35 protein-coding genes are annotated in these 19,304 nt (G+C 50.4%); 8 read left to right on the forward strand and 27 right to left on the reverse strand.

Going from position 1 to position 19,304, the window contains the following annotated elements; translation table 11 throughout:
- Positions 1–31: 31 nt before the first annotated feature.
- The gene (locus tag AC27IB_RS04500; protein ID WP_487119206.1) at positions 32–1,066 is read right to left on the reverse strand and encodes a 2-dehydropantoate 2-reductase; all 1,035 of its coding nucleotides are present in this window, start codon (positions 1,064–1,066) and stop codon (positions 32–34) included.
- 93 nt (positions 1,067–1,159) lie between these two features.
- On the opposite strand from AC27IB_RS04500, the gene AC27IB_RS04505 reads away from it, so the two are divergent.
- Positions 1,160–2,389: a glycosyltransferase gene (locus AC27IB_RS04505; protein WP_487119208.1), complete on the forward strand. Its 1,230-nt coding sequence runs from the start codon at positions 1,160–1,162 to the stop codon at positions 2,387–2,389.
- A gap of 55 nt (positions 2,390–2,444) precedes the next feature.
- Positions 2,445–2,891 (forward strand): hypothetical protein, encoded by a 447-nt coding sequence (locus AC27IB_RS04510; protein ID WP_487119210.1) that lies wholly within the window; start codon positions 2,445–2,447, stop codon positions 2,889–2,891.
- On the opposite strand, the gene AC27IB_RS04515 is transcribed toward AC27IB_RS04510, so the two are convergent.
- Together AC27IB_RS04515 and AC27IB_RS04520 are read right to left on the reverse strand one after the other, a co-directional pair.
- Positions 2,892–3,302 carry a SufE family protein gene (locus AC27IB_RS04515; RefSeq protein WP_487119212.1) on the reverse strand — a complete coding sequence of 137 codons (411 nt, stop codon included), beginning with the start codon at positions 3,300–3,302 and terminating at the stop codon, positions 2,892–2,894. It lies immediately after the preceding gene.
- Positions 3,289–3,660, reverse strand: coding sequence for a DUF2750 domain-containing protein (locus AC27IB_RS04520; protein WP_487119214.1), 372 nt, complete (start codon positions 3,658–3,660; stop codon positions 3,289–3,291). Before AC27IB_RS04520 ends, AC27IB_RS04515 begins: the two co-directional genes overlap by 14 nt.
- A 137-nt stretch (positions 3,661–3,797) precedes the next feature.
- Here AC27IB_RS04520 and xthA point away from each other — a divergent pair, with 137 nt between their 5' ends.
- Positions 3,798–4,607 carry an exodeoxyribonuclease III gene (gene xthA, locus AC27IB_RS04525; protein ID WP_487119216.1) on the forward strand — a complete coding sequence of 270 codons (810 nt, stop codon included), beginning with the start codon at positions 3,798–3,800 and terminating at the stop codon, positions 4,605–4,607.
- Positions 4,608–4,610: 3 nt separating this feature from the next.
- Positions 4,611–5,261: an energy-coupling factor ABC transporter permease gene (locus tag AC27IB_RS04530; RefSeq protein ID WP_487119218.1), complete on the forward strand. Its 651-nt coding sequence runs from the start codon at positions 4,611–4,613 to the stop codon at positions 5,259–5,261.
- Positions 5,262–5,292: 31 nt separating this feature from the next.
- Here AC27IB_RS04530 and AC27IB_RS04535 read toward each other — a convergent pair whose 3' ends face one another.
- Together AC27IB_RS04535 and AC27IB_RS04540 are read right to left on the reverse strand one after the other, a co-directional pair.
- Positions 5,293–6,711 (reverse strand): ATP-binding protein, encoded by a 1,419-nt coding sequence (locus AC27IB_RS04535; RefSeq protein ID WP_487119220.1) that lies wholly within the window; start codon positions 6,709–6,711, stop codon positions 5,293–5,295.
- Positions 6,708–7,412 (reverse strand): response regulator, encoded by a 705-nt coding sequence (locus tag AC27IB_RS04540; protein WP_487119222.1) that lies wholly within the window; start codon positions 7,410–7,412, stop codon positions 6,708–6,710. The genes AC27IB_RS04535 and AC27IB_RS04540 overlap by 4 nt, the downstream gene beginning before the upstream one ends.
- 147 nt (positions 7,413–7,559) lie before the next feature.
- On the opposite strand from AC27IB_RS04540, the gene AC27IB_RS04545 reads away from it, so the two are divergent.
- Positions 7,560–7,952, forward strand: a complete 393-nt coding sequence (locus AC27IB_RS04545) for a catalase (protein ID WP_296047784.1) — start codon at positions 7,560–7,562, stop codon at positions 7,950–7,952.
- Positions 7,953–7,997: 45 nt separating this feature from the next.
- On the opposite strand, the gene AC27IB_RS04550 is transcribed toward AC27IB_RS04545, so the two are convergent.
- From AC27IB_RS04550 to AC27IB_RS04560, 3 genes are read right to left on the reverse strand one after another with little or no spacing between them, the layout of a single operon-like run.
- The gene (locus tag AC27IB_RS04550) at positions 7,998–8,522 is read right to left on the reverse strand and encodes a GNAT family N-acetyltransferase (RefSeq protein WP_487119224.1); all 525 of its coding nucleotides are present in this window, start codon (positions 8,520–8,522) and stop codon (positions 7,998–8,000) included.
- Positions 8,503–8,631: a hypothetical protein gene (locus AC27IB_RS04555; RefSeq protein ID WP_487119226.1), complete on the reverse strand. Its 129-nt coding sequence runs from the start codon at positions 8,629–8,631 to the stop codon at positions 8,503–8,505. Before AC27IB_RS04555 ends, AC27IB_RS04550 begins: the two co-directional genes overlap by 20 nt.
- Positions 8,632–8,648: 17 nt before the next feature.
- Entirely contained in the window at positions 8,649–9,110 is a 462-nt protein-coding gene (locus tag AC27IB_RS04560; protein ID WP_296047775.1) for a YaiI/YqxD family protein, read from the reverse strand.
- Positions 9,111–9,311: 201 nt separating this feature from the next.
- On the opposite strand from AC27IB_RS04560, the gene AC27IB_RS04565 reads away from it, so the two are divergent.
- The 3 genes from AC27IB_RS04565 to AC27IB_RS04575 are packed head-to-tail and all read left to right on the forward strand — an operon-like array spanning position 9,312 to position 10,918.
- On the forward strand, positions 9,312–9,842 hold the full coding sequence (locus AC27IB_RS04565) for a helix-turn-helix domain-containing protein (protein WP_296047773.1): 531 nt from the start codon (positions 9,312–9,314) through the stop codon (positions 9,840–9,842).
- The gene (locus tag AC27IB_RS04570; protein ID WP_487119229.1) at positions 9,835–10,569 is read left to right on the forward strand and encodes an AzlC family ABC transporter permease; all 735 of its coding nucleotides are present in this window, start codon (positions 9,835–9,837) and stop codon (positions 10,567–10,569) included. The genes AC27IB_RS04565 and AC27IB_RS04570 overlap by 8 nt, the downstream gene beginning before the upstream one ends.
- Positions 10,559–10,918 (forward strand): AzlD domain-containing protein, encoded by a 360-nt coding sequence (locus AC27IB_RS04575; protein WP_296047767.1) that lies wholly within the window; start codon positions 10,559–10,561, stop codon positions 10,916–10,918. Before AC27IB_RS04570 ends, AC27IB_RS04575 begins: the two co-directional genes overlap by 11 nt.
- A gap of 55 nt (positions 10,919–10,973) precedes the next feature.
- On the opposite strand, the gene AC27IB_RS04580 is transcribed toward AC27IB_RS04575, so the two are convergent.
- From AC27IB_RS04580 to AC27IB_RS04670, 19 genes are all read right to left on the reverse strand, one after another.
- The gene (locus AC27IB_RS04580; RefSeq protein WP_487119231.1) at positions 10,974–11,108 is read right to left on the reverse strand and encodes a hypothetical protein; all 135 of its coding nucleotides are present in this window, start codon (positions 11,106–11,108) and stop codon (positions 10,974–10,976) included.
- 26 nt (positions 11,109–11,134) lie between these two features.
- The gene (locus AC27IB_RS04585; protein ID WP_296047765.1) at positions 11,135–11,527 is read right to left on the reverse strand and encodes a Dabb family protein; all 393 of its coding nucleotides are present in this window, start codon (positions 11,525–11,527) and stop codon (positions 11,135–11,137) included.
- An 88-nt stretch (positions 11,528–11,615) separates the two neighbouring features.
- Entirely contained in the window at positions 11,616–11,753 is a 138-nt protein-coding gene (locus AC27IB_RS04590; protein ID WP_296047762.1) for a hypothetical protein, read from the reverse strand.
- A 130-nt stretch (positions 11,754–11,883) separates the two neighbouring features.
- Positions 11,884–12,411, reverse strand: a complete 528-nt coding sequence (locus AC27IB_RS04595) for a phosphoribosyltransferase (protein ID WP_487119234.1) — start codon at positions 12,409–12,411, stop codon at positions 11,884–11,886.
- Between the two features lie 12 nt (positions 12,412–12,423).
- Positions 12,424–12,636 (reverse strand): hypothetical protein, encoded by a 213-nt coding sequence (locus AC27IB_RS04600; RefSeq protein ID WP_487119236.1) that lies wholly within the window; start codon positions 12,634–12,636, stop codon positions 12,424–12,426.
- On the reverse strand, positions 12,620–12,841 hold the full coding sequence (locus AC27IB_RS04605) for a hypothetical protein (RefSeq protein ID WP_296047754.1): 222 nt from the start codon (positions 12,839–12,841) through the stop codon (positions 12,620–12,622). Before AC27IB_RS04605 ends, AC27IB_RS04600 begins: the two co-directional genes overlap by 17 nt.
- On the reverse strand, positions 12,834–13,136 hold the full coding sequence (locus AC27IB_RS04610) for a hypothetical protein (protein ID WP_296047752.1): 303 nt from the start codon (positions 13,134–13,136) through the stop codon (positions 12,834–12,836). The genes AC27IB_RS04605 and AC27IB_RS04610 overlap by 8 nt, the downstream gene beginning before the upstream one ends.
- A gap of 105 nt (positions 13,137–13,241) precedes the next feature.
- Entirely contained in the window at positions 13,242–14,066 is an 825-nt protein-coding gene (locus tag AC27IB_RS04615) for a peptidoglycan-binding protein (protein ID WP_487119239.1), read from the reverse strand.
- Positions 14,067–14,137: 71 nt separating this feature from the next.
- Entirely contained in the window at positions 14,138–14,653 is a 516-nt protein-coding gene (locus tag AC27IB_RS04620; RefSeq protein ID WP_487119241.1) for a GNAT family N-acetyltransferase, read from the reverse strand.
- Positions 14,654–14,782: 129 nt separating this feature from the next.
- Complete coding sequence (locus AC27IB_RS04625; protein ID WP_296047745.1) at positions 14,783–15,127, reverse strand: hypothetical protein; 345 nt, start codon at positions 15,125–15,127, stop codon at positions 14,783–14,785.
- A 236-nt stretch (positions 15,128–15,363) separates the two neighbouring features.
- Entirely contained in the window at positions 15,364–15,726 is a 363-nt protein-coding gene (locus tag AC27IB_RS04630) for a hypothetical protein (protein ID WP_296047743.1), read from the reverse strand.
- Between the two features lie 59 nt (positions 15,727–15,785).
- On the reverse strand, positions 15,786–16,244 hold the full coding sequence (locus AC27IB_RS04635; RefSeq protein ID WP_296047741.1) for a hypothetical protein: 459 nt from the start codon (positions 16,242–16,244) through the stop codon (positions 15,786–15,788).
- 61 nt (positions 16,245–16,305) lie between these two features.
- Complete coding sequence (locus AC27IB_RS04640) at positions 16,306–16,686, reverse strand: hypothetical protein (RefSeq protein ID WP_296047739.1); 381 nt, start codon at positions 16,684–16,686, stop codon at positions 16,306–16,308.
- 92 nt (positions 16,687–16,778) lie between these two features.
- Complete coding sequence (locus AC27IB_RS04645; protein ID WP_296047737.1) at positions 16,779–16,952, reverse strand: hypothetical protein; 174 nt, start codon at positions 16,950–16,952, stop codon at positions 16,779–16,781.
- Positions 16,953–16,962: 10 nt separating this feature from the next.
- On the reverse strand, positions 16,963–17,160 hold the full coding sequence (locus AC27IB_RS04650; RefSeq protein WP_296047734.1) for a hypothetical protein: 198 nt from the start codon (positions 17,158–17,160) through the stop codon (positions 16,963–16,965).
- A 27-nt stretch (positions 17,161–17,187) separates the two neighbouring features.
- On the reverse strand, positions 17,188–17,430 hold the full coding sequence (locus AC27IB_RS04655; RefSeq protein WP_296047732.1) for a PspC domain-containing protein: 243 nt from the start codon (positions 17,428–17,430) through the stop codon (positions 17,188–17,190).
- Between the two features lie 60 nt (positions 17,431–17,490).
- On the reverse strand, positions 17,491–17,823 hold the full coding sequence (locus AC27IB_RS04660) for a hypothetical protein (protein ID WP_296047729.1): 333 nt from the start codon (positions 17,821–17,823) through the stop codon (positions 17,491–17,493).
- 60 nt (positions 17,824–17,883) lie between these two features.
- On the reverse strand, positions 17,884–18,393 hold the full coding sequence (locus AC27IB_RS04665) for a hypothetical protein (RefSeq protein WP_296047726.1): 510 nt from the start codon (positions 18,391–18,393) through the stop codon (positions 17,884–17,886).
- Between the two features lie 9 nt (positions 18,394–18,402).
- Positions 18,403–19,053, reverse strand: a complete 651-nt coding sequence (locus tag AC27IB_RS04670) for a hypothetical protein (RefSeq protein ID WP_296047722.1) — start codon at positions 19,051–19,053, stop codon at positions 18,403–18,405.
- Positions 19,054–19,304 lie beyond the last annotated feature (251 nt).

Genomic DNA, 19,304 nt, shown 5'->3' on the forward strand with positions numbered 1-19,304 from the left:
CTCGGTTGGCACTGCCACACTAATCGCGCCATTATTTCAAGTGTAGCTGAAATTTCAAAGTATTCCCGTCCAATGGGCGTCGCGATGCGACTAGTGTCGAGGTCTCAAGGGATTTCACCAGCGCAATCACACTGTCATTCAGCGGGCAGTCAACACCGGCTAATTTGCCCTGTGCTGTGACCGCCCCATTCAGGTAATCAATTTCAGTGAGCCGCCCTGCCTGCAAATCCCACCACATGGAAGAACGCGCGTCAGGTTCTATGTGTAACATTGCACTGGCGAGCCGGGTAAACAGCCAGTCCGGCAGGCGTAACATAAAAGGTAGCCAGTTGGCGGGCACCCGGGTGAGTTTGGGCAGTCTGACAGGCAGTTGAGCAGTGACCGCCAGCAGTTCATCCATCAGCGCCGCAATCACCTGCCGGCAACCTCTGTCGAGCAGCATGGTTCTGACCGGCTGATTAACAATGGCATTGATACTATTGGCCAGATTGAGCTGTAGCTTGGCCCAGGCAACCGCTTCAATGTCTTCACGTACACAGAGCGTCAGTAAACGGTGTTGCACCATCCTCAGCGCAGCGCTTTGTTGGTCAGTTATGCCTGTGAGTTGTTCAAGGTAAAACGCTCCCTCGGTAGCTTTATGTAACCTTTGATGTGTGTCGTCCCACACCACGTTACAGCCCACGATGGCTTGTAATACACTAACATCCGGTAAGTATTGCCGCGCCAGCGTTGCCCCGCCCAGCCCATTCTGACAACACACAACCAGGCAATCAGAGCCAAGTACCGGGCGCAGTTGCTCCAGTACCTTAGCCAGCGCGGTGTTTTTTACGGTTAGCCAAATCACACTGTGGTCAAGACGCTCCGGTAGCGTTGACCAACATTGATCCTCAGAGGCCTTAAACGGTGCTTCCCCGCCGGTATAATCGGTCAGAGTTATCCCCGCTTTCAGGCGCGCCAGCCAGGTCTGACGACCCACCAGTGCGACACGGGCAGACTGACCAATAATGCCGCCCAGAAAGCAACCAATTAAGCCACTGCCCACAATGACATGCTGATACGGCACCATAAAAACATTCCAGCCGGGAAAAGGTTTATCTATGTTACTCGTCGGCGCAGGATAAGCCATGGTATATTTGCGGTTTTTATTGTTGAGCCTGATATGACAGAAAAGGTGTTGGTTATCGGCGCGGTGTGGCCGGAGTCTAATTCCTCCGCCGCCGGGCAAAATATGGCGGCTTTAATAAAGCAGTTTGCCTCGCACAATTACGAAATCCATTTCGCCAGCGCTGCAGTGCAAAGTCAGCATGTGGATGCAGATCTTCTGCACCACTGTAGTGTGCATCCGATAAGTCTGAACGACTCCGCTTTCGACGCCTTTATTGACCGTTTACAGCCCGACCTATGCATCTTCGACCGCTTTATGACCGAAGAGCAGTTTGCTGCCCGGGTAAGAAAATGTTGCCCTGATGCCCTGCATATTCTCAATACTGAAGATTTACACAGCCTGCGACACGCTCGCCATGAAGCAATAAAAAATGGCCTTACCGCCAGTGATGCTAAATTAAACAATGTTTTCTCTCAACGGGAAATCGCCGCCATCCTGCGCAGTGATATCAGCCTGATCATTTCATCAGCGGAATACCGTTTACTGACCGAATATTATCAGGTCCCCGCTCAACAACTGCAGTTATATCCATTGCAACAAACACTGCACAGACCGTCTCATTTAGCTGAGTTTAAAACGCGACAGCATTTTATTACCGTGGGTAACTTTCGCCACGCCCCTAACTGGGACGCCGTACTGCAATTGAAACAACTATGGCCGGCTATCAGGGCGCGCCTGCCCGGGGCCGAAATGCATATATACGGTGCTTACCCGCCGAAAAAAGCCACCCAGTTACATAACCCTAAACAAGGTTTTTTAATCAAAGGCTGGGTAGACGATATTGCCGGGCCAATGGCCAGCGCCCGGGTTTGTCTGGCGCCGCTTCGCTTTGGTGCCGGGATCAAAGGCAAGCTGCTAACCGCCATGCAATATGCTACCCCCAGCGTAACCACCGAAGTGGGCAGTGAAGGGATAGCCAGTAACGAGGAATGGCCGGGCAAAGTGGTTAACCTTGCCACGCCGGATGTATTTATTGACGCTGCCTGCGAACTTTACCAGTCAGAATCCCTGTGGCAACAGGCTAGCCAGCAGGCTGATGCCTTAACGGTTAGCTATCAGCAGGCGCAGCAGCAGGCACAAGTGTCCTTGTTTGAAAAAATAACGGCAACCCGTCAGGCATTACCGGCGATTCGACAGGGATTATTCCTGCAGAGCCTGCTCTGGCATCACAGTCTTCGCGCGTCACAGTTTATGAGCCAGTGGATAGAAGCTAAAAACCGCTAATCACTTTTCCTGTCGGCAACGTATACAATGTATCAATTACCAACAGGACGACCGGATGAGCACTTATTTTAAACTGGGGATGAGTCTCTTTTTATTAGTTTTCTATCCGGCTGCCAGCGCTCAGTCTCGTCTGGCACCGAATAACATGACGGCGCTTTGTCAGGGGCTCGGGCAAGCCACAGCCACCGTAGCCTTGGGGCGCGAACAAGGAGTGCCGGATGAAGAAAATGAAGGAGTACAGTTACTCAAACGCATTTCACAGCACAGCGGTAACGATTTTGTCAGCCACATCGGCAAGTTTCTAAGCCAGTCTGAGGAGCTGCCTTCCATGTGGCAGGGTATGCTCTATACCCACGCTTGCTGGCACAGTTACCAGGACAATCCGGCGCAGGTGAGTCTGATGGCCTCACTGCTGCCTTTTCGCTGTGATCTGAAGAGCCCGGCCATGGACTGTATTGATAAAACATTCCTGACCCTGCCCGGTGAGGCAGCGCGCATCTAATCAGGCCGAGACCGCAGTTTGCTGACGTATCTGGCGAACAACGCCGGCAATACCGCTGGCCCTTGACTGACTCAGGTAACGTTCAAGCTGAATCGACCGGAACCAGTCATCAAAATCGAATACGGCCAGCTGCGAAGGTGACATCTGATCTACTTTTTCCTGGATGACCGCCAGCACTCCCCGGATGATTTTGCTGTCTGACCACGCCAGCATAGTGACCTGATTATGACTGTCTACGGTCATCTGCAACCACACCCGGCTTTGACATCCGCTGACCTCGCGACTTTCATTACGCGATTCAGCAGCCAGCGCGTGCAGCGCTTTACCCGCTAGCATAAGCTGCCGTAACAGGTTGTCCCACCCTCTTGCTTGCGCCAGCTGGTCGGCCAGCGGCGTATTATTTGTCGTCATCGGTAAGCTGTAACAGCAATTCATCTGCCGATGTGACAATCCCCTCCCGCAGGGTGCCAGACGGACATAACACCAGACCAATCTGATTTTTTTTGAGACCAGGCAGCCAGGTAGAGGTAAAGTCATCAAGGGCAATGGCCTGCGGCTTGCTATCAGGTAAGTCCTTACGTTGCCAGAATGCCACGCTCGCCTCATCAGGCCATACCGGCAGGCAGGTTTGCGTATCGGAGTCGACCATAACCCAGCCATCCGCGCCCATTAATCCCCAGATTGCCTGCGATTCAAGCACCCGCTCAACTAATAATTCCGCCCGCTCGCGGGCCGGAAGCTGACTTTCCTGTTCGGTTTGTGTTGCCATGTTGTCATTCACTTATCTATTTTCGCCGATTATACCTGTTTTAAACAATTTGTAAGCCTGAGCGTGACAGGCGGTTAAGCTCGGCCTGGCTTTCTGGTACCATGCTCGCATCGAAGATTTATCTAGCCATGGATCCAATGAAAGTCATCTCTTTTAACATCAACGGCATTCGTGCCCGTATTCATCAGTTAACCGCCCTTATCGAAAAACACCAGCCAGACGTGGTCGGTTTACAGGAAATCAAAGTGGATAACCCCCAGTTTCCGGTAGCCGACGTAGAAGCGCTGGGTTACAACGTGTATTTTCATGGTCAGAAAGGTCACTATGGCGTGGCATTAATGACCAAACAAACGCCCTCCAATGTGCAATATGGATTTCCCACCGACGAAGACGATGCGCAGCGCCGTATGATCATGGTTACGGTGGAAAACGACGAAGGCGAGCCGGTCACCCTGCTCAACGGTTATTTTCCGCAAGGTGAAAATCGCAGTCACGAAACCAAATTCCCGGCCAAACAGAAATTTTACGCGGACTTAATGGAATACGTAACCACCGCGCATAGCCCCGATGATAACGTGGTTATCATGGGCGACATGAATATTTCCCACACTGACAGTGATATCGGCATTGGCGAAGATAACCGCAAGCGCTGGTTACGCTCGGGTAAATGCAGTTTCCTGCCGGAAGAACGGGAGTGGCTCAATACGCTGTTAGACTGGGGGTTATACGATAGTTTTCGCAGTCAGCACCCGGACTGTACAGATCAATTCAGCTGGTTTGACTACCGCTCGAAGGGCTTCAATGATAATCGCGGGTTGAGAATCGATCTGATCCTGGCAACACAAAGTATGCATAATAAATTGCAGGAAACCGGTATCGATTACGAACTTCGCGGTATCGAAAAGCCTTCTGATCATGCCCCTATCTGGGCCACATACAAAGGATAAACCATGACCACATTACAACTGGTCGGGCTGTTGTTATTTGTGGTGTTGCTGGGAACTATCGCCCGCAACATCCACTGGTCCGAGTTTGTTGCCACGAAACAAAAGCAGCATATGCTGTTTGGCTGCGCAGCCGCCGTGTTCTTTTTATGGATTTTTCGTGCCAGCGTACCCGGAGGCCCCAGCCCCAGCGTACACTTTATGTGGTTGGTGGCACTCGCTCTGATCCTGGGTTTCCGTTACGCCATAATGGCAGCCACCATCGCCCTGATTGGTGCAACGGCTATTGGTAAAGAAAGCTGGGCGATGTTCGGTATTAACGGCATGCTGGGGATTGCTGCGCCCATAGCGTTCAGTTACATGTTGTTTATACTGGCTTTTCACAAGCTGCCAAGAAATCTGTTTATCTATGTTTTTCTATGTGCATTTATTCCTGGTGCGCTGGCCATAGCGCTTAAAATTTCACTGATGAGCGGTTACTACGTGTTAGACGGTATTTACAGCTGGTCCACGGTGAAAGACAGCTATTTAATTCTGATTCCACTGCTGCTGTTTCCGGAAGGCATGTTAAACGGCATGACCATGACCATTCTGATCATCTACTTCCCGGGACTGGCTTACACCTTTCACGATAAATTTTATATCGACGGCAAGTAACGGATTACTCGTTCCCCATTGCCCGCAGGCTTCACCCCTGTTGGGCAACGGGAAATTTCAACGTGACACACAATCCACCCGTCTTTTCCAGGGCAAAAGTGATGTCGCCTTCATTCAGGCGCATGGCCTCGGCCGTGATGGCCAAACCCAGTCCCAGGCCACCGGTATCTGAATTGCGCGCACTGTCGGTACGATAAAAGGCTTTAGTCAATCGTTGTAGTTCCTCCGGCGCCACACCGGGACCATCATCGCAAATGATCACCTTAAACCCGTTATTCTCGTTTTCACAACGCAGTGACACCGACGAGCGCGCATACTTAAAGGCATTACGCACTACGTTTTCAATAGCCGTCACAAAAGCCGCTTCATACACATTTAAGGTGGCGCTACACAATGCGTGCTGCCAGGCTATGTTCATTCCTCTGGCTTCAAATGCGGCATCCTCACACAGTTCGCTTAGTAAGGCTTCACTGGTGAGTAACTGACGGCCCTGCTGAATAGCATGGGCTTCCAGCGTCGTCAGATCACTGAGGCGCTGAATATGCAGATTGAGTAACTCACTTTCTCTCTCTGCCCTTTCCAGCAGCGGTAATATATTCTCGTCATGGGATTTTTTGCGTACCAAAGCCAACGTCATTTGCAGCCGGGTTAACGGTGTACGCAGTTCATGAGAAATGTCGGCGCTCTGGCGTTTCTGATTCTGGATCAAGGCCGCAATACGTGCGGTCATATCATTAAACTGCTCGAACAACCGGGCAAACTGCGCATTGGCGGCAAAGCGTTTATCCTGACTCGCCGGATTACCCACCTCCACCTTATGCGAAAGCTGGCCTCGTCCCACGGCGTTAAATGCACTGCCGAGCCGATTCAATGGCTGGGCAATCGAGCGCACCAGCAAATAGCTCATCACGCTGGTCACTATCAGAAAAATCCCAACGATACTCCACCATGGCATAGCGCGGAAAATTTCCATTGGCTTGGGGCGCTCCGGTCGCCACAAAATGAGTTTAAGATCGGGATGGGATGGCAGCCCCCCCGGCCCCAGCAAACGGGTCCACTCCACATTAATGTCGCGCAGATGTTCACTTTGCAGAAAGTACCAGAAACGCGGATTATCAAAGCGTTCCCTGAGCGATTTTCGAATTGGCGCACTGCTCAGTACAATGTCGAGCTCTTTATCAATCACAAACCATTCAAAGGGCATGCGACGGTCTGATTTTTTCATCATCCGGCCCAGCCGTCGAAAATCCCCGTCACTGTCGGTAATCATTTCATCCACATGGCGGGTCATAACATTGAGCAATTCACGTTCTTTGCCACGCAGGTGATTCTCGTCTGAGAACTGTTGGATCAGCGCCGCTGGAATAGCAATCGACAACACTGACACCAGCAACGTCAGCCAGAACCAGCCCAGCACTTTGACATTAAAACTGCGGATCGGGCTTATCATCCGCTAAAAATCCCGTAACCTCTGCCGCGCTGACTCTTGATCTCGCACTGAGACTCTGCCGCGCTGAGTTTTTTACGTAAATTACTGATATGTGTGTCGATACTGCGGTCAAACGCCTGTAACCTTCGGCCTAAGCATTGCTCCGACAAATCATCCTTACTGATTAATACACCGGGTGTATTTGACAGTTGTTTCAACAGCGCAAACTCACTGCCGGTCAACTCCAGCATCTGCTCGTTGCAACGTGCTTCCATACGCTGTAAATCCAGTTGCAAGTCGCCCAGCTCGAGGCGTTTTTGTCGATTGCCGGACACGTTTGTTTCAAGTGTTTGGCTGCGATCTTGTGTGCGACGCATGATAGCCCGGATCCGCGCCAGTAATTCACGGTCATTAAACGGCTTGGCCAGATAATCATCGGCGCCGAGTTCGAGTCCCAGCACTTTGTCCAGGTCATCCCCCCGGGCAGTTAACATCAAAACCGGGATTTCGCTGTTCTGACGCAGCACTTTTAGTACATCCAGACCATTGAGTTTGGGTAACATGACGTCCAGCAAAATCAACTCTATGTTGTCGTAATGCAATGCCGCATTGAGGCCCGATTCGCCATCCGCGCAGTGCAGGACTTCATAACCGGACATGCCCAGAAATTCCGTTAGCAGCTCCGCCAGGCCGGCATCATCTTCAATTAGTAATATCGTCATCTGTTTACACCTTGTTCGTGAGGCTAATAATGCCTGACTTTTCACATGTTCACAGCACATTTGCATATCTTAACGTTACCTGACTCTTAAGCGCGTAGACTTATTTCTGTCCTCATACGGGGAAGCCAAAATGAACAGGAGAACCTGATGAAACGCTTAATGAAAAAACTCAGTATTATTACCTGTGCCGCAATGATTGTTGGCACCGGCATCAGCAGTATGGCGATTGCGGCTAACAGCAACCAGCCACAGGCAGAACGTGACATGCCGCTATTACCGCCGATGATGGCCAAAATGGCCGAAAAGCTCGATCTTACCGACGCTCAGCAACAGCAATTGGAAACGTTGCGGGAGCGTCAGCAGGCGCTGCGCACCGAATTCTGGGCGGTCTTTACCGAAGAACAGAAAACCACCATGCTCAAGGCCATGATGAAGCACCGCAAAGACCGTGGTGGAGAAAAGCACTTTCGTAAGGGGCATCACAAAGGCGAACGGGGTGAACGGCGAGACCGTCCGGACAGTCCGGATACCTCCCGCTAGGCGATAATCTCACCAACCTTTGGCCGCTTCACCCAGCGGCCTTTTTTATGCCGCCACAATGTAGCGCAACACAACGGTTCCATCCTCTGTTGCCACTTCGCTGTGGGGCACTCCTTTGCAGCGCTCTATCATTCCCCGCGACGCCAGGTTGTCTTTATAACAGTGAATGTGCACATCACCAATCCCCAACTGACGGGCAAAGTTAATGGCCTGCTGCATAAGATAGCTGCCTAACGACTGACCACGAAATGAGGGCCTGACGCCTAAGCCAATGTGGCCGCCTGCATAGCGCAGGCTATCATTAAGCCGGTGACGAATATTGGCTACCGCAAGCAGTTCATCGCCGGCAACCAGCCACAGGGTTGAGCTTGACACATAGCCGTCGGGCAGATTTTTACCGGCCGCAAAATCCGCAATTCGCTGTAGCATGGCGGCAAAATCATGATGCTCGAAATCCATTGGAAAAGGATAGCGCTCCTCGTCCCCCAGTTCTTCAATATAGCGATGATAAGAGCGCTGCCATTCCATGCCGGGCTCAACCAGCTTGAGTTCAGCGGGATTTATTCTCATTGTGCTTTTCCGGTAAATCATTAACGTATTGCGACAGGGTAAAAATACCCGTGAACACAGGAAACGCAATCGCATACTGGCATAACCATTTTTCAAGCGGCATTAACATGGGCTCCTCCCCGGCGCTTAACCAGAGTGTCTTTGTTTATACACCAGCCACTTATCCAACTCATTGCCAAAAGCCTGCTTCTCACTCGGGCCCAGTGCCGGCGGACCACCGGTTTGCACACCACTGCTGCGCAGGGTATCCATAAAATCGCGAATATTGAGCCGGGATTTGATATTTTCACGGGTAAACAACTCCCCTCGCGGACTCAGCGCCTGACCGCCCTTGGTAATCACTTCATCCGCCAGCGGAATATCACTGGTGATCACCAAATCGCCCTCGTTACAGCGCAACACAATTTCGTTATCTGCTACATCGAAACCCTTGGGAACCTGAATACTGTTAATGAACTTCGACGGCGGCGTGCGAATGTACTGATTGGCAATTAGGGTTACTTCGGTTTTAGTGCGGTTTGCAGCCCGAAAAATAATTTCTTTAATAACTACCGGGCAGGCATCGGCATCAACCCAAATTTTAAGCATAAGCGATTTAACTGATAAATGATGATGCTTGCAATCATCCTATGCAGGGCGTTGAATAGCAACCTTAACGCTCGCTCTCAGACCGTCGATACACCGTCCGGTTTGATGCTGTGGTCGCAAAAAGCCTTAAGCCACTTGACAATCCGGCGTTCCTTATATAGAACGTTCGATATATAGAACAACAGCGTTGTCACTTAAATAATGGATAAAGCATCTCTTATTACCCTCGGCTTGCATCTCCAACAATTACGCCTTGAGCGTGGACTGTCGTTATCACAGCTGGCCGCTGACGCGGGCATTGCCAAGTCGAACCTGTCGCGCCTGGAGCAAGGCAATGGCAACCCTACTCTCGACACCATCTGGCGTCTTGCCGTGCAGTTAAATATGCCGTTCAGCGCGTTAGTGGCGCCGGTTAACAGTGCCTTTGGTGAAGCCGGTATGGAGGTCAGACTTATCGATCAGGGTCAGGATCAGCCCAAAGTGGATGCTTACTGGATGTCGGTGGTTCCACATACCCGGCGCGAAGCTGAGCCCCACACCACGGGCACCACAGAGTCCATTACCCTGATAAGCGGCGAGCTTACCGTGGGCACCACCGACCACCTCAAGCGCCTGACCGCCGGTGAGACCTTTACCTTTGTTGCCGATCAGCCGCACAGTTATGAAACCCACGAGCGGGGCGCGACCTTTTTAATTACCATCATTTATCATCAGGCTATGCCCCATGGATAACCCTACTTCCCGGTCTTCTCTTCCCCCCTGGCTTCAAGGTATGCGTGACGCTATGCCATTGCTGGGCGGATATATTCCAGTGGCAATCTCATTTGGCCTGATTGCCACTCAGGCTAATTTCAGCGTTTGGGAGGCCACCGCCATTTCGGCGCTGATTTATGCTGGCGCATCACAATTTCTGATGGTGGCAATGCTCGCCAGCGGCGCATCACTGTGGCTGGTTGTGCTGATGACCCTGTTAATCAACGCCAGGCATGTGGTGTACGCGCCTAATCTGACGCCTTTATTGCCGCCCGGACGGCGCTGGATTGCACTGATGCATGGCCTGACCGATCAGATTTTTGCGCTGGCTTTGCACCGCCTGCCCTCGGTTTCAGAGGATGTCCGGCTAGGCTGGTACACCGGTGCGGCGCTGCTGGCCTGGTTTAGCTGGATTGCCGGCACAGCCCTTGGCGCTGTTGCCGGGGCCAGTTTAACCCATCAGTGGCCGTTACTGGGTGAGGTGATGCCTTTTGCCCTGCCCGCATTGTTTCTGGTACTGATTGCCCCGCGGTTTACTTCACCGTTATGGTTTATCGTGCTGGCAGCTACCATTGGCGCAGCTTTGCTACTAACTTTACTGCAATTTACCAATGCAGCCATTCCCGCCGCAGCGGCAACCGGCGCACTGGCTTACTATGCACTCTCCACCCTCAATACTCAAAAAGGCGCAGACCATGAACACTGAACGCTGGCTGGTTATTTTACTTTGCGCTGGCGGCACATTTTTAATCCGCGCATTACCCTTAATGTGGACCCGCCGTCACCTCGCCAAACAACAAAGCGATGCAGCCAATACGCTACCAACCTGGCTGGGACTACTAGGGCCGCTGATGATTGCCGCCATGTTTGGCGTTTCGCTGGTGCCAGTGCGTCACGACTGGATTGGTGCGCTGGCCACTGTTGCCGGCTGCCTGGCTACGTTGCTTAGCTGGTATCGCAGTCGTACCCTTGGCAAGCCGGTGTTTATCGGGGTTGTGGTGTTTGGACTGGTTACCTTCGGACTCAATCAGATAGTCCACTCCGTGGTAGCCTGAATCCATTGCATGCCAATCAACAGCCGGAGCCGGTAAGCTGAAACGCAGCCCAGTATTAGGGATGCGCCTGATAAGTATTCGTTACATTCAACTGTGCATTGCGCAGTGATTGCTGCTTATCCTGACTTTGCAGGTTTTGGTACAGGTTCACCATTTGCCGTGCGGTGGCTTCATCGTCTCCCGACTGCACCTCACCTAAACCAGTCTGGCAGGCACTTAAGGCTGAATGGTGTAGTCCACAACAAACACGCTGTCGAGGATCTCAAGTTCGCCCAGCAGCTCACCAAATTTACTGTGCTGTGGATGAGGCAGATATTGGTCCCGTGCCTCGGCATTTTTGAAGGTCATCTGGTAAATGTGGGTAAACCCCTGATCGAGTTTTTCAGGACTGTTATTAATCCCGTATTCAAAATTCAGAATACCGGGGATTTTATCTTTCAGCGCTCTGAAAGCATCCGTTACCTGCTGGATTTGCTCCGGGGTGCTGTCCTGCTTGTACTTAAACACCACAATATGTCGTACCGGTTCATAGTCATTCTTCTCTTCTGCCACACTCCAGGGCGATACCAACATCAACCCTACCACGGCTAACTTCCACCACTTCTGCATACTACGTCTCAATTGTAAAAAATTTGTGGTTTACCATAGCGATCCCCGCGGCGCAGAGCAATGAGTATTTGCTTGTGAGCGAGGAATTTCACATTGCCTGACGAAGAATATCGAAAACCGTAAAGGCAAAACCGGTTAGCACAACAATGGCACAAAATACCAGTAATGTGATAACGCCGGTGCGCTCCTGCCGGGGCAATGTTTTAAGCCATTTTTTAATCGTCATAGTGTATTTCCCTAACGTTGCAAAACCTGTCCGGAAGTTTAGCGAACACAAGCTAAATTGACCACGAAAGTGACCCGACAGACAGCTGACACCGCTATGACAGTATTAATATTATCAACGGGTTAAGGGATTATTCAGAGGTTATATCAAGTTGTGCAATATAGGGAAGGTTACGGTTTTTATGCGCCCAGGGTAAGCCGTAGCCCACCAACAGCTCATCGCTTTGCATAGCCAGGCCATAATATTCCTGAGCGCCAACATCCACCCGGCCCGGCTTTACAAACAATGTTGCCACACTAATGGAGTTTACCTCATGGTGGGAACGGATATGTGCTACCAGGCGCCTCATGGTACCGCCGGATTCAATGGCGTCATCCACCAGAATAATATCTTCGCGGGCAAGCGGTACATTGGGGTGAAACACAATAGGCGATGCGTTATTTCGCTCCCCGGGGGTGTGCGGACAGGAAATTGTTTCCATCAAAACCTCAAAGTTGAGTTGTCGAAGCAAATCGGCGCTAAAGAAAATCCCGCCCGGAACAACCACAATCACCACTGCCCGCTCAAACTGGCCATTAAGTTGTGCGGCTACGCGATTTACGGCCTCGCTGATTTGCTCGGATGAGAGCACACACGCACCAATTGCATTTTTTGTCATCGCCGGGTCCGCTTAAAATGTGGGTACAAACATGATCACCAACAATACACTTGCCACCAGCGCCGCGGCCAGGGTTATTAACCCGGTACGTCGGCAGCGCGCAAAGCCACTTAATCCAAGTCCGCTCAGCAACACCACTACGCCACTAAAAAAAGTGAGTTCTGTGATCAGCTTAATACGCAACACATGGGCCGGCCAGCTGGCAAAGTTAAACGATAAGCCCATTTGCTGGATGCTTAGCGCCGAGTGTTGCCACTATCAGTAACACTGCGGCCAGTGCTTTGGCACCAATGCACCATAGCGCCAGCGGATGCCCTTTGGGGAACGCCGACAACAACACACTTAAAAAAGTCATGGCAAAGCCACCAAGAATAGCCGCACTGAAAGCCATCTGCCTAAAGAGATCGGCGACCAGTTCTACTTCAGTCATGACTGCTGCCGGTGTAAAGGTGTTCGGTAGCCTGTTTTAAACCCGCCTGCGGTAAAAACTGATCGCTAATGGTTAAAATAGCATGCAAATTATTTTGCAGCTTATCCAGGGGCATATCTTCAGGCTTCAAGGCGGTTTGCAACAAGTGCAACGCCATATCTGCCAGTAACAGACGCTGTTTGTCGAGCCAGGCGTCTTCACCTTTACGTGCCGGATGGGCCAGGTAGGCACGTTCCACCTGGTCATGAATGCCCCAGCTGGTATCAATAATGGCTTGTTGTTCTGCTGTTTTCATCGTTTGGTTCTGTAAAGTTCAGGGTAATCATTCCAGTTAAACATATTCCCGCCGCCGTCAGTAACCCCATCTGCCATAAAACAATACCAATGGTACTGCTGCGTATTATCGCCTGGCGGCCTGCACATGCATCCAGTCACGATCTTCACTGCGCCCCAGGCTCAACCAGCCCTCTCGCTCCCAGCATTGCCACCAGAAATCCAGTGCCGGATCGGCAAGGCTGGCCCTGTCACTGCGCCAGCTCAATTTATTTTGAGAAGGAAACCAGTCAATCGCTATGCCCCAGGCATGGGTAGACCAGGCGGTAGCGCTGCCTCTTTTTTTACGGTGGTTATAGCTGCCACCATAACGATTAAGACCATGTTGCTGGATCCCGTCATCACCGTAGTGCGCGTACACCTCATTCAGCACGGTTTCGAGACTGTCGCTGAGGGTTTGGTGAATAGCAATAACCCGGGTGGTTGTCGATAAATCCCAGTCAAGACGAAGTAACCAAGGGCATTCCACCCGCACCAGCTCAATACTACCTGGCTGTCCGTAGTAGTCGTTTAAACTGGCTTCATTTTCCTGCGGAAACCGATGGGGATTTTCTCTTATCGGCGTGATATCGCTGAACTGTCGGGCTATGGTTCCCTGAGTCAGTAACTGACGCAATAAGATAGTGGCCGACTCTGTCTGAGGGCCGTTTAATCCGTCAACCGGGCCAACGTCAACCTCGTTTAGCAATGCCAGTAACTGCAATGCCGCCAAGCGTTTACGAGCGTTATTCCATTCAGTCCAGTGTTCAGCGCTTAATTGCGCAGCGTTATCACTGAGAAACTGATGCACGGCAGCTTGCGTTTTGGGGCCGGACAAGCCATCCACTCCGCCACTATAATAGCCTTTCGATTTTAACTCGGACTGGACTAGCTTAAGCTCAGACTGTTTCATATACCTTCCTGTGGTTTACCCATGAAGTTCAAAGACTAAGAGTAAGCAATTCCGACCAATCTGTACAGTAATTAACCAACCCGACCAGATTGCTGTGCGACATTGAGCAGACTAAAAACATGACTGTCATAGAACTGCCCCTGTTTAAAAATAGCCTGACGCAATACCGCTTCTTCACTAAAGCCTACCTTGCGTAACAACGCCATAGAGGCCTGATTACCGGAGAATACCACGGCAAATATCCGTGCAATATCGGTGTGCTCAAAGACCTCGGCGATTAATTGACGAGCCGCCGCCGTGGCAATGCCTTGCTGCCAGAATGCCGCCCCCAACCAGTAGCCAAGTTCACCACTGCGTGAATATTCAAATTCACCGCACTTAACCCCGATACAGCCCGCCAGCACCCCATCTACTTCGATGGCGCGGTTTATTCCCGATAAACTGCCCTCATGTACCCACCATGATGCGTCATCAGGGCTATAGGGCTGAGGAATTTTGGTCGACAGAAAACGCGTCACTGCGTCTTCGTTTAGCAGTTGAACCAGTGCAGGAATATCGTCTGGCTGAAAGGCTCTTAATGTGATCATTAGGGCAACAGAAGTCTTTTTACTAAAAGGCTGGTCAGCATATCACTCCACCAGCCCCCCGCAATGGTAAGAGTGTAAGCAGACATAACTACAGCCCGCCGTTACTTAAGCGTTAGCAGAGCTAACTCATTAACTGGCAGCGCGCTGTGAACGGCAAATCAGGTAGAAACCCAGAATAAACGTGAGCAGCAGAATACCATCCACCAAACGCAAACACAGGGTGACCTGCTCATACCCGGCGCCCTCGATAAATGCCGCGCCGAGCTCTATGGCAACCGAGCTGACAACCGAACAGATAAGGGCAATTACAATAAGCAAGGCACCTTGATTTCTCGTTTTCTGATAATGATAAAAAGCAATCGTTGCAAGTGCGACAACTCCGATCAACTGTAACAATGGCTCAATAAGCAGTGCCAGTAGCAAGTCGGCTGCAGTGGTGCCCAGCGATTCCTGAAATAAAACCAGTTCAGCCAATACCCCTCTCCCACATTTGATAAACAGCGCAAAGCACTGAGTGGTGAGTTTCGCCCAACCGGCTAGACAAAGCTGTGGCACCATAATTAATAACGCTATGGGTGCCGGGAAAAATAAGAAGTGACACGGGCAAAGTCCTTTTTACGATAACGAGCACAAAAATCAGACTTTGCCTTTGCTATTAAGTTCCTCAAACGGGGATGGGGAGGACTTTACCGAGTTTCAGATACGGTGAATCAGATCAGAGCGCCATTAAACACCATGGCGGGCATAAAAAAGCTGACGGCAAATAAACCTGAGCCGGTAAAACACAGAGCCGCAGCGCAAAACGCAGCCTGAACAGCAAAAACAGACGGTTTGGCTGATGCACTTTGTTGCAGTGATACAACGCCAAGCATAAGGGCCTTTTTCACTTTGGCATGCAAATGCCTTAACCAGGTGATAGCCGGCGTTAGCCCCACCAGAATGAGGCCAAAGGCCACTTCTATGCCGCCAAACTGCAACAAAAATGCAATTTCCGGTAACACTACGGCCGCAAGTAAAATAAGCAGTCCCGCTGCCACACGCTGCATCAGCGATAAATCATCCCATAATTTCATGTGTTTTCCTTAACTGATATAAAAAGGGGCCATCAATAACAAGATGGCCGCAATAAAGGTTAATCAAGAGCGGTACTATCGTGTTCCTGCTGGGGCTCAAGAAACACAGGTAGCGCCCCCAGCGTTTCATAAAGTAATGCCCACTGACCCCGAAAAAACTGTGAAAATAATCTGCTGACGTCGGAATGCTGTTCACTGATATACACTTGCACTCGCCTCCCTGCGCCGTCAGAGGATTGCCGGGGAGATACGTTTTCCGGGGCATTTACCACGCCCACAAGATACGCAAAATCTTCCGCACTCCCAACCGTCGACACAAAAAGCTCCGTATTACTGCTGACATGTTTCACTGACAACGTCGTCTCGTTAGAGGGCCGGGCCTCCCCGGCAGTCGCAGGCCAGAGATACTGCTTAAATTCGGTTAAAAATACCTGATAAGACACCAGGCCTTTATTTTCCAGCTGACAAAAGCTGCGCCCGGTACGCTTTATCTGATAGGTATAACCGGTATTATTCATAACAACAATCCTTGTTGTGTTGCCTGCAAAGTTGTGTTGCCTGCAAACCGACCAACAGACCTTATTTATTGTGTGCCCAAACAGGGCTGGTTGCGGCAGAGTAACGGTAAACTGACCGCAGTGCCGGCACCGGAATAAGTGCCATTATTAACAACCCTAAGCCAGCGGTAATACTGCCCGAAAAAACCAGCAAGATAATGCCATACAACCCCGCAAGGCCCGATAAAACAGCCAGCAACCAAAAACTGCCACGCCAGACTATGCGGTTAAAAACCGGCTTGTTGTGCTCTGAGGCAATAAACCCCACTGCCAGCAGGGCCATCGCCAGAAGTGGCCCATAGCGACTGGCAATACCACCGGTTTCGCTAATAATTTTCTCTGCCAGCCGGACGGAGGCCGGCAGAAACAAAATAACACTATACAACCAGTGTGTTAAACGCATGACACTCGTCAGTCCTTTGCTCTTTAACTATTGTTAGCCGCACTCCACTGCCGCTTTGGATCACGCAGGCTGAGCCTGAGGCAAGTAAAGCGTTAACGCGGCTGGTTTCGCCGCTTGATGGGAAATAACCCAAACCAAAAACCGGCTTCCAGTACAAACCCCATTAGCACAAACAAAAACACACCAGTTTGACTCCCGTAACTATAAGCCGACAGCGCACCAACCAGTAACGCAAAAATCAGTAAATACCGAAATACACTTTTCATAATCTGCTCTTTATTCGTGGCAACCGGTTTCAGGCCGCGATGCTGTTGTCTCATTAAGTCGACGCTTTAAAGTCTTAATATTGGCATTAAGCTCTTTAATTTCAAGTCTGTACTCACGCAACAGGTCGCGCATTTCACGTGTGTATTTAACTAAAAGAGACAAAACGAAAATGACAAACCCCGCCGACAGTAAAATCAAAACCGCCATATATACGCTCCTGCCTTCATCACCTGGTCAATGTTGTGAATAGCCGTCTTCTGTATTCTGGTGCGCTGCCTGCAAGAGCCTTTCCCGTTTAGAGTTAGCGGGAATACTCATCCACAGCACCAGATAAATAACGAATCCGAAACCAAAAAATGCTGCAATCAAAAACACCAGTTGCAGGCCATTAAGGTTTAAGTGGTAGTAATTAGCCATTCCTCTCAGAGTACCCGAGACCAGACCGTGTTTTGAGCGGGTTAATACGCGATGTTCCATGTCTGCTTTCTTCCTTAATGCGCCAGGCTGTTACAGAAAACAGCCCGATGATATGTGCCGCTAATGTTCCGTCCCCTCTTGAACGGAGGGCTCTTTACTGCTGCCATTGCCATCACATTTAATGAGTTTTTCGCCAAAATTGAAAACGTTATTTACCGCAACATAACTGGCAGAAATGACCGCACTGGTCGGCAGGCTTATGACACCGATAATTTTGCCCTGCCAGTCGTAAAAGCTGGTGTCGCCATCGGTTAAATCGACTACCTTGAGGTATTTTTGGTTACTGGAGAGATAACACTGGCTCGTATCAGCTGAATCTTCAGGCAGTACTACACAGCCACTCATCGCCAGCGTTACCAGCGCAGCCACAGTTTTTACTATTTTTAATCGCATCAAAATTCCCTTTTTTGTACCTGATTTCACCACATATATTAATACATTAGTGCCAGCGCGCTACCAAAACTGCCACCATGGCGAGGCAACACCGGGATGCCTTACCTCCAGATACTGAGGTTCGCTGCGTTCGCCAGCCCCATTTACCGCAACAATACTGACCGTGAAATGGATAGGCTCTTGCTCATTGCTACTGCCATCCAACCACACAAAGGTAAATAAGGCGTTATCATCTATAAACTTCGACGGTATTACGGCTACCGGCTCAAACAGTCTATCTTCAAACTCTCCTTTCACCCGCTCGAAAATATACCCTTGTGGCGGATAACTACCTGACAATTTAAAGGTTATAAACCCAAAATCAGAACAGGAACCCAAATTACCATCATCACTGCCTCGCTCAATCCCGGCCAACTTAAAATGGGGCTTTACCGGGGCTAAAGCCTCAGTATGGTTCGCTTCAAAGGCTTCTAGCAGCGGTACCAGCGAACAGGCATTTAACTGCTTCGACACGCTGCACAATACAGTTAATAGTATGGCCAGGCCTGTTCTACTCGTAATCTTAATCATTTGTCGCCTCTACTGCGGCTCTTCACCAAATGCTATATCTATAGCGGGCCGCTTTTTAAGCTGCCGCGACTGAGCAACCGCCTGTTTTACAAACATCAATTGCTCTGGCGGAGTCAGACTCATAAGTTGCTGTATAAATGTTTTGACTTCCATTGCCCAGGCTCTGTCATCATTACAAGCCAGTGCCTCAGCAAAAAAATGCCGGGCCTGGGTAAAGTCCCTGGCATACAAGCAAATCATGCCTTTATTCAGCCCTGCCCAGATGTGCTGGCTACCACCTGCGGTATTAGCTAACACAAACTGCATTGCCCGTTGGGGGCTTGAGAGTTCATCGCGATAGTAAAGTACCCGCTGCTTTGCCTGCTCCGCCAGCGACCTGGCCTGCAGCATAAAGGTCTCCTCACTCTCAAACTCAACGAAAGCACTTTCCCGGTTTGCAAGATCATAAGCATAATCCACTCTGGGGTACCACTGCCAGCTAACAGCCACATTCAGGTAGCTACCTTTAGACCACTGGGACGGCTGAAATTCTGCAATAGCCACCCACCAGCCATTATCATCCAGCCATAACCTGGACTGCCCTTTGCGCATCATATTTATTGGTTTTAAGACTTCCCGGGCAGCGGTATTAATAAGCTTATTGTGTATCGAGACAACCACGGCATTTCCCTCAGCCAAACGGCAAGATTAATACTGGCGATTTGCCGGACACGGCTTTTCTTTTAACGGCGCCAACAACATATAAAACACCCAGGCAAACCAGGAAATAAAAAACACTACCAGCAACCAGGCAATTTTTCTTTACCCGTAGTACGATTTGATCTGGCAATCAAAATGACAGAATGCTCCAGATTAACAATCCAAAGAATGCCAGTACAGCGCTAAAAAAGAAGGCGAGAAAACCGTCCATA

Source organism: Alteromonas sp. 4NH20-0104, assembly GCF_057547795.1.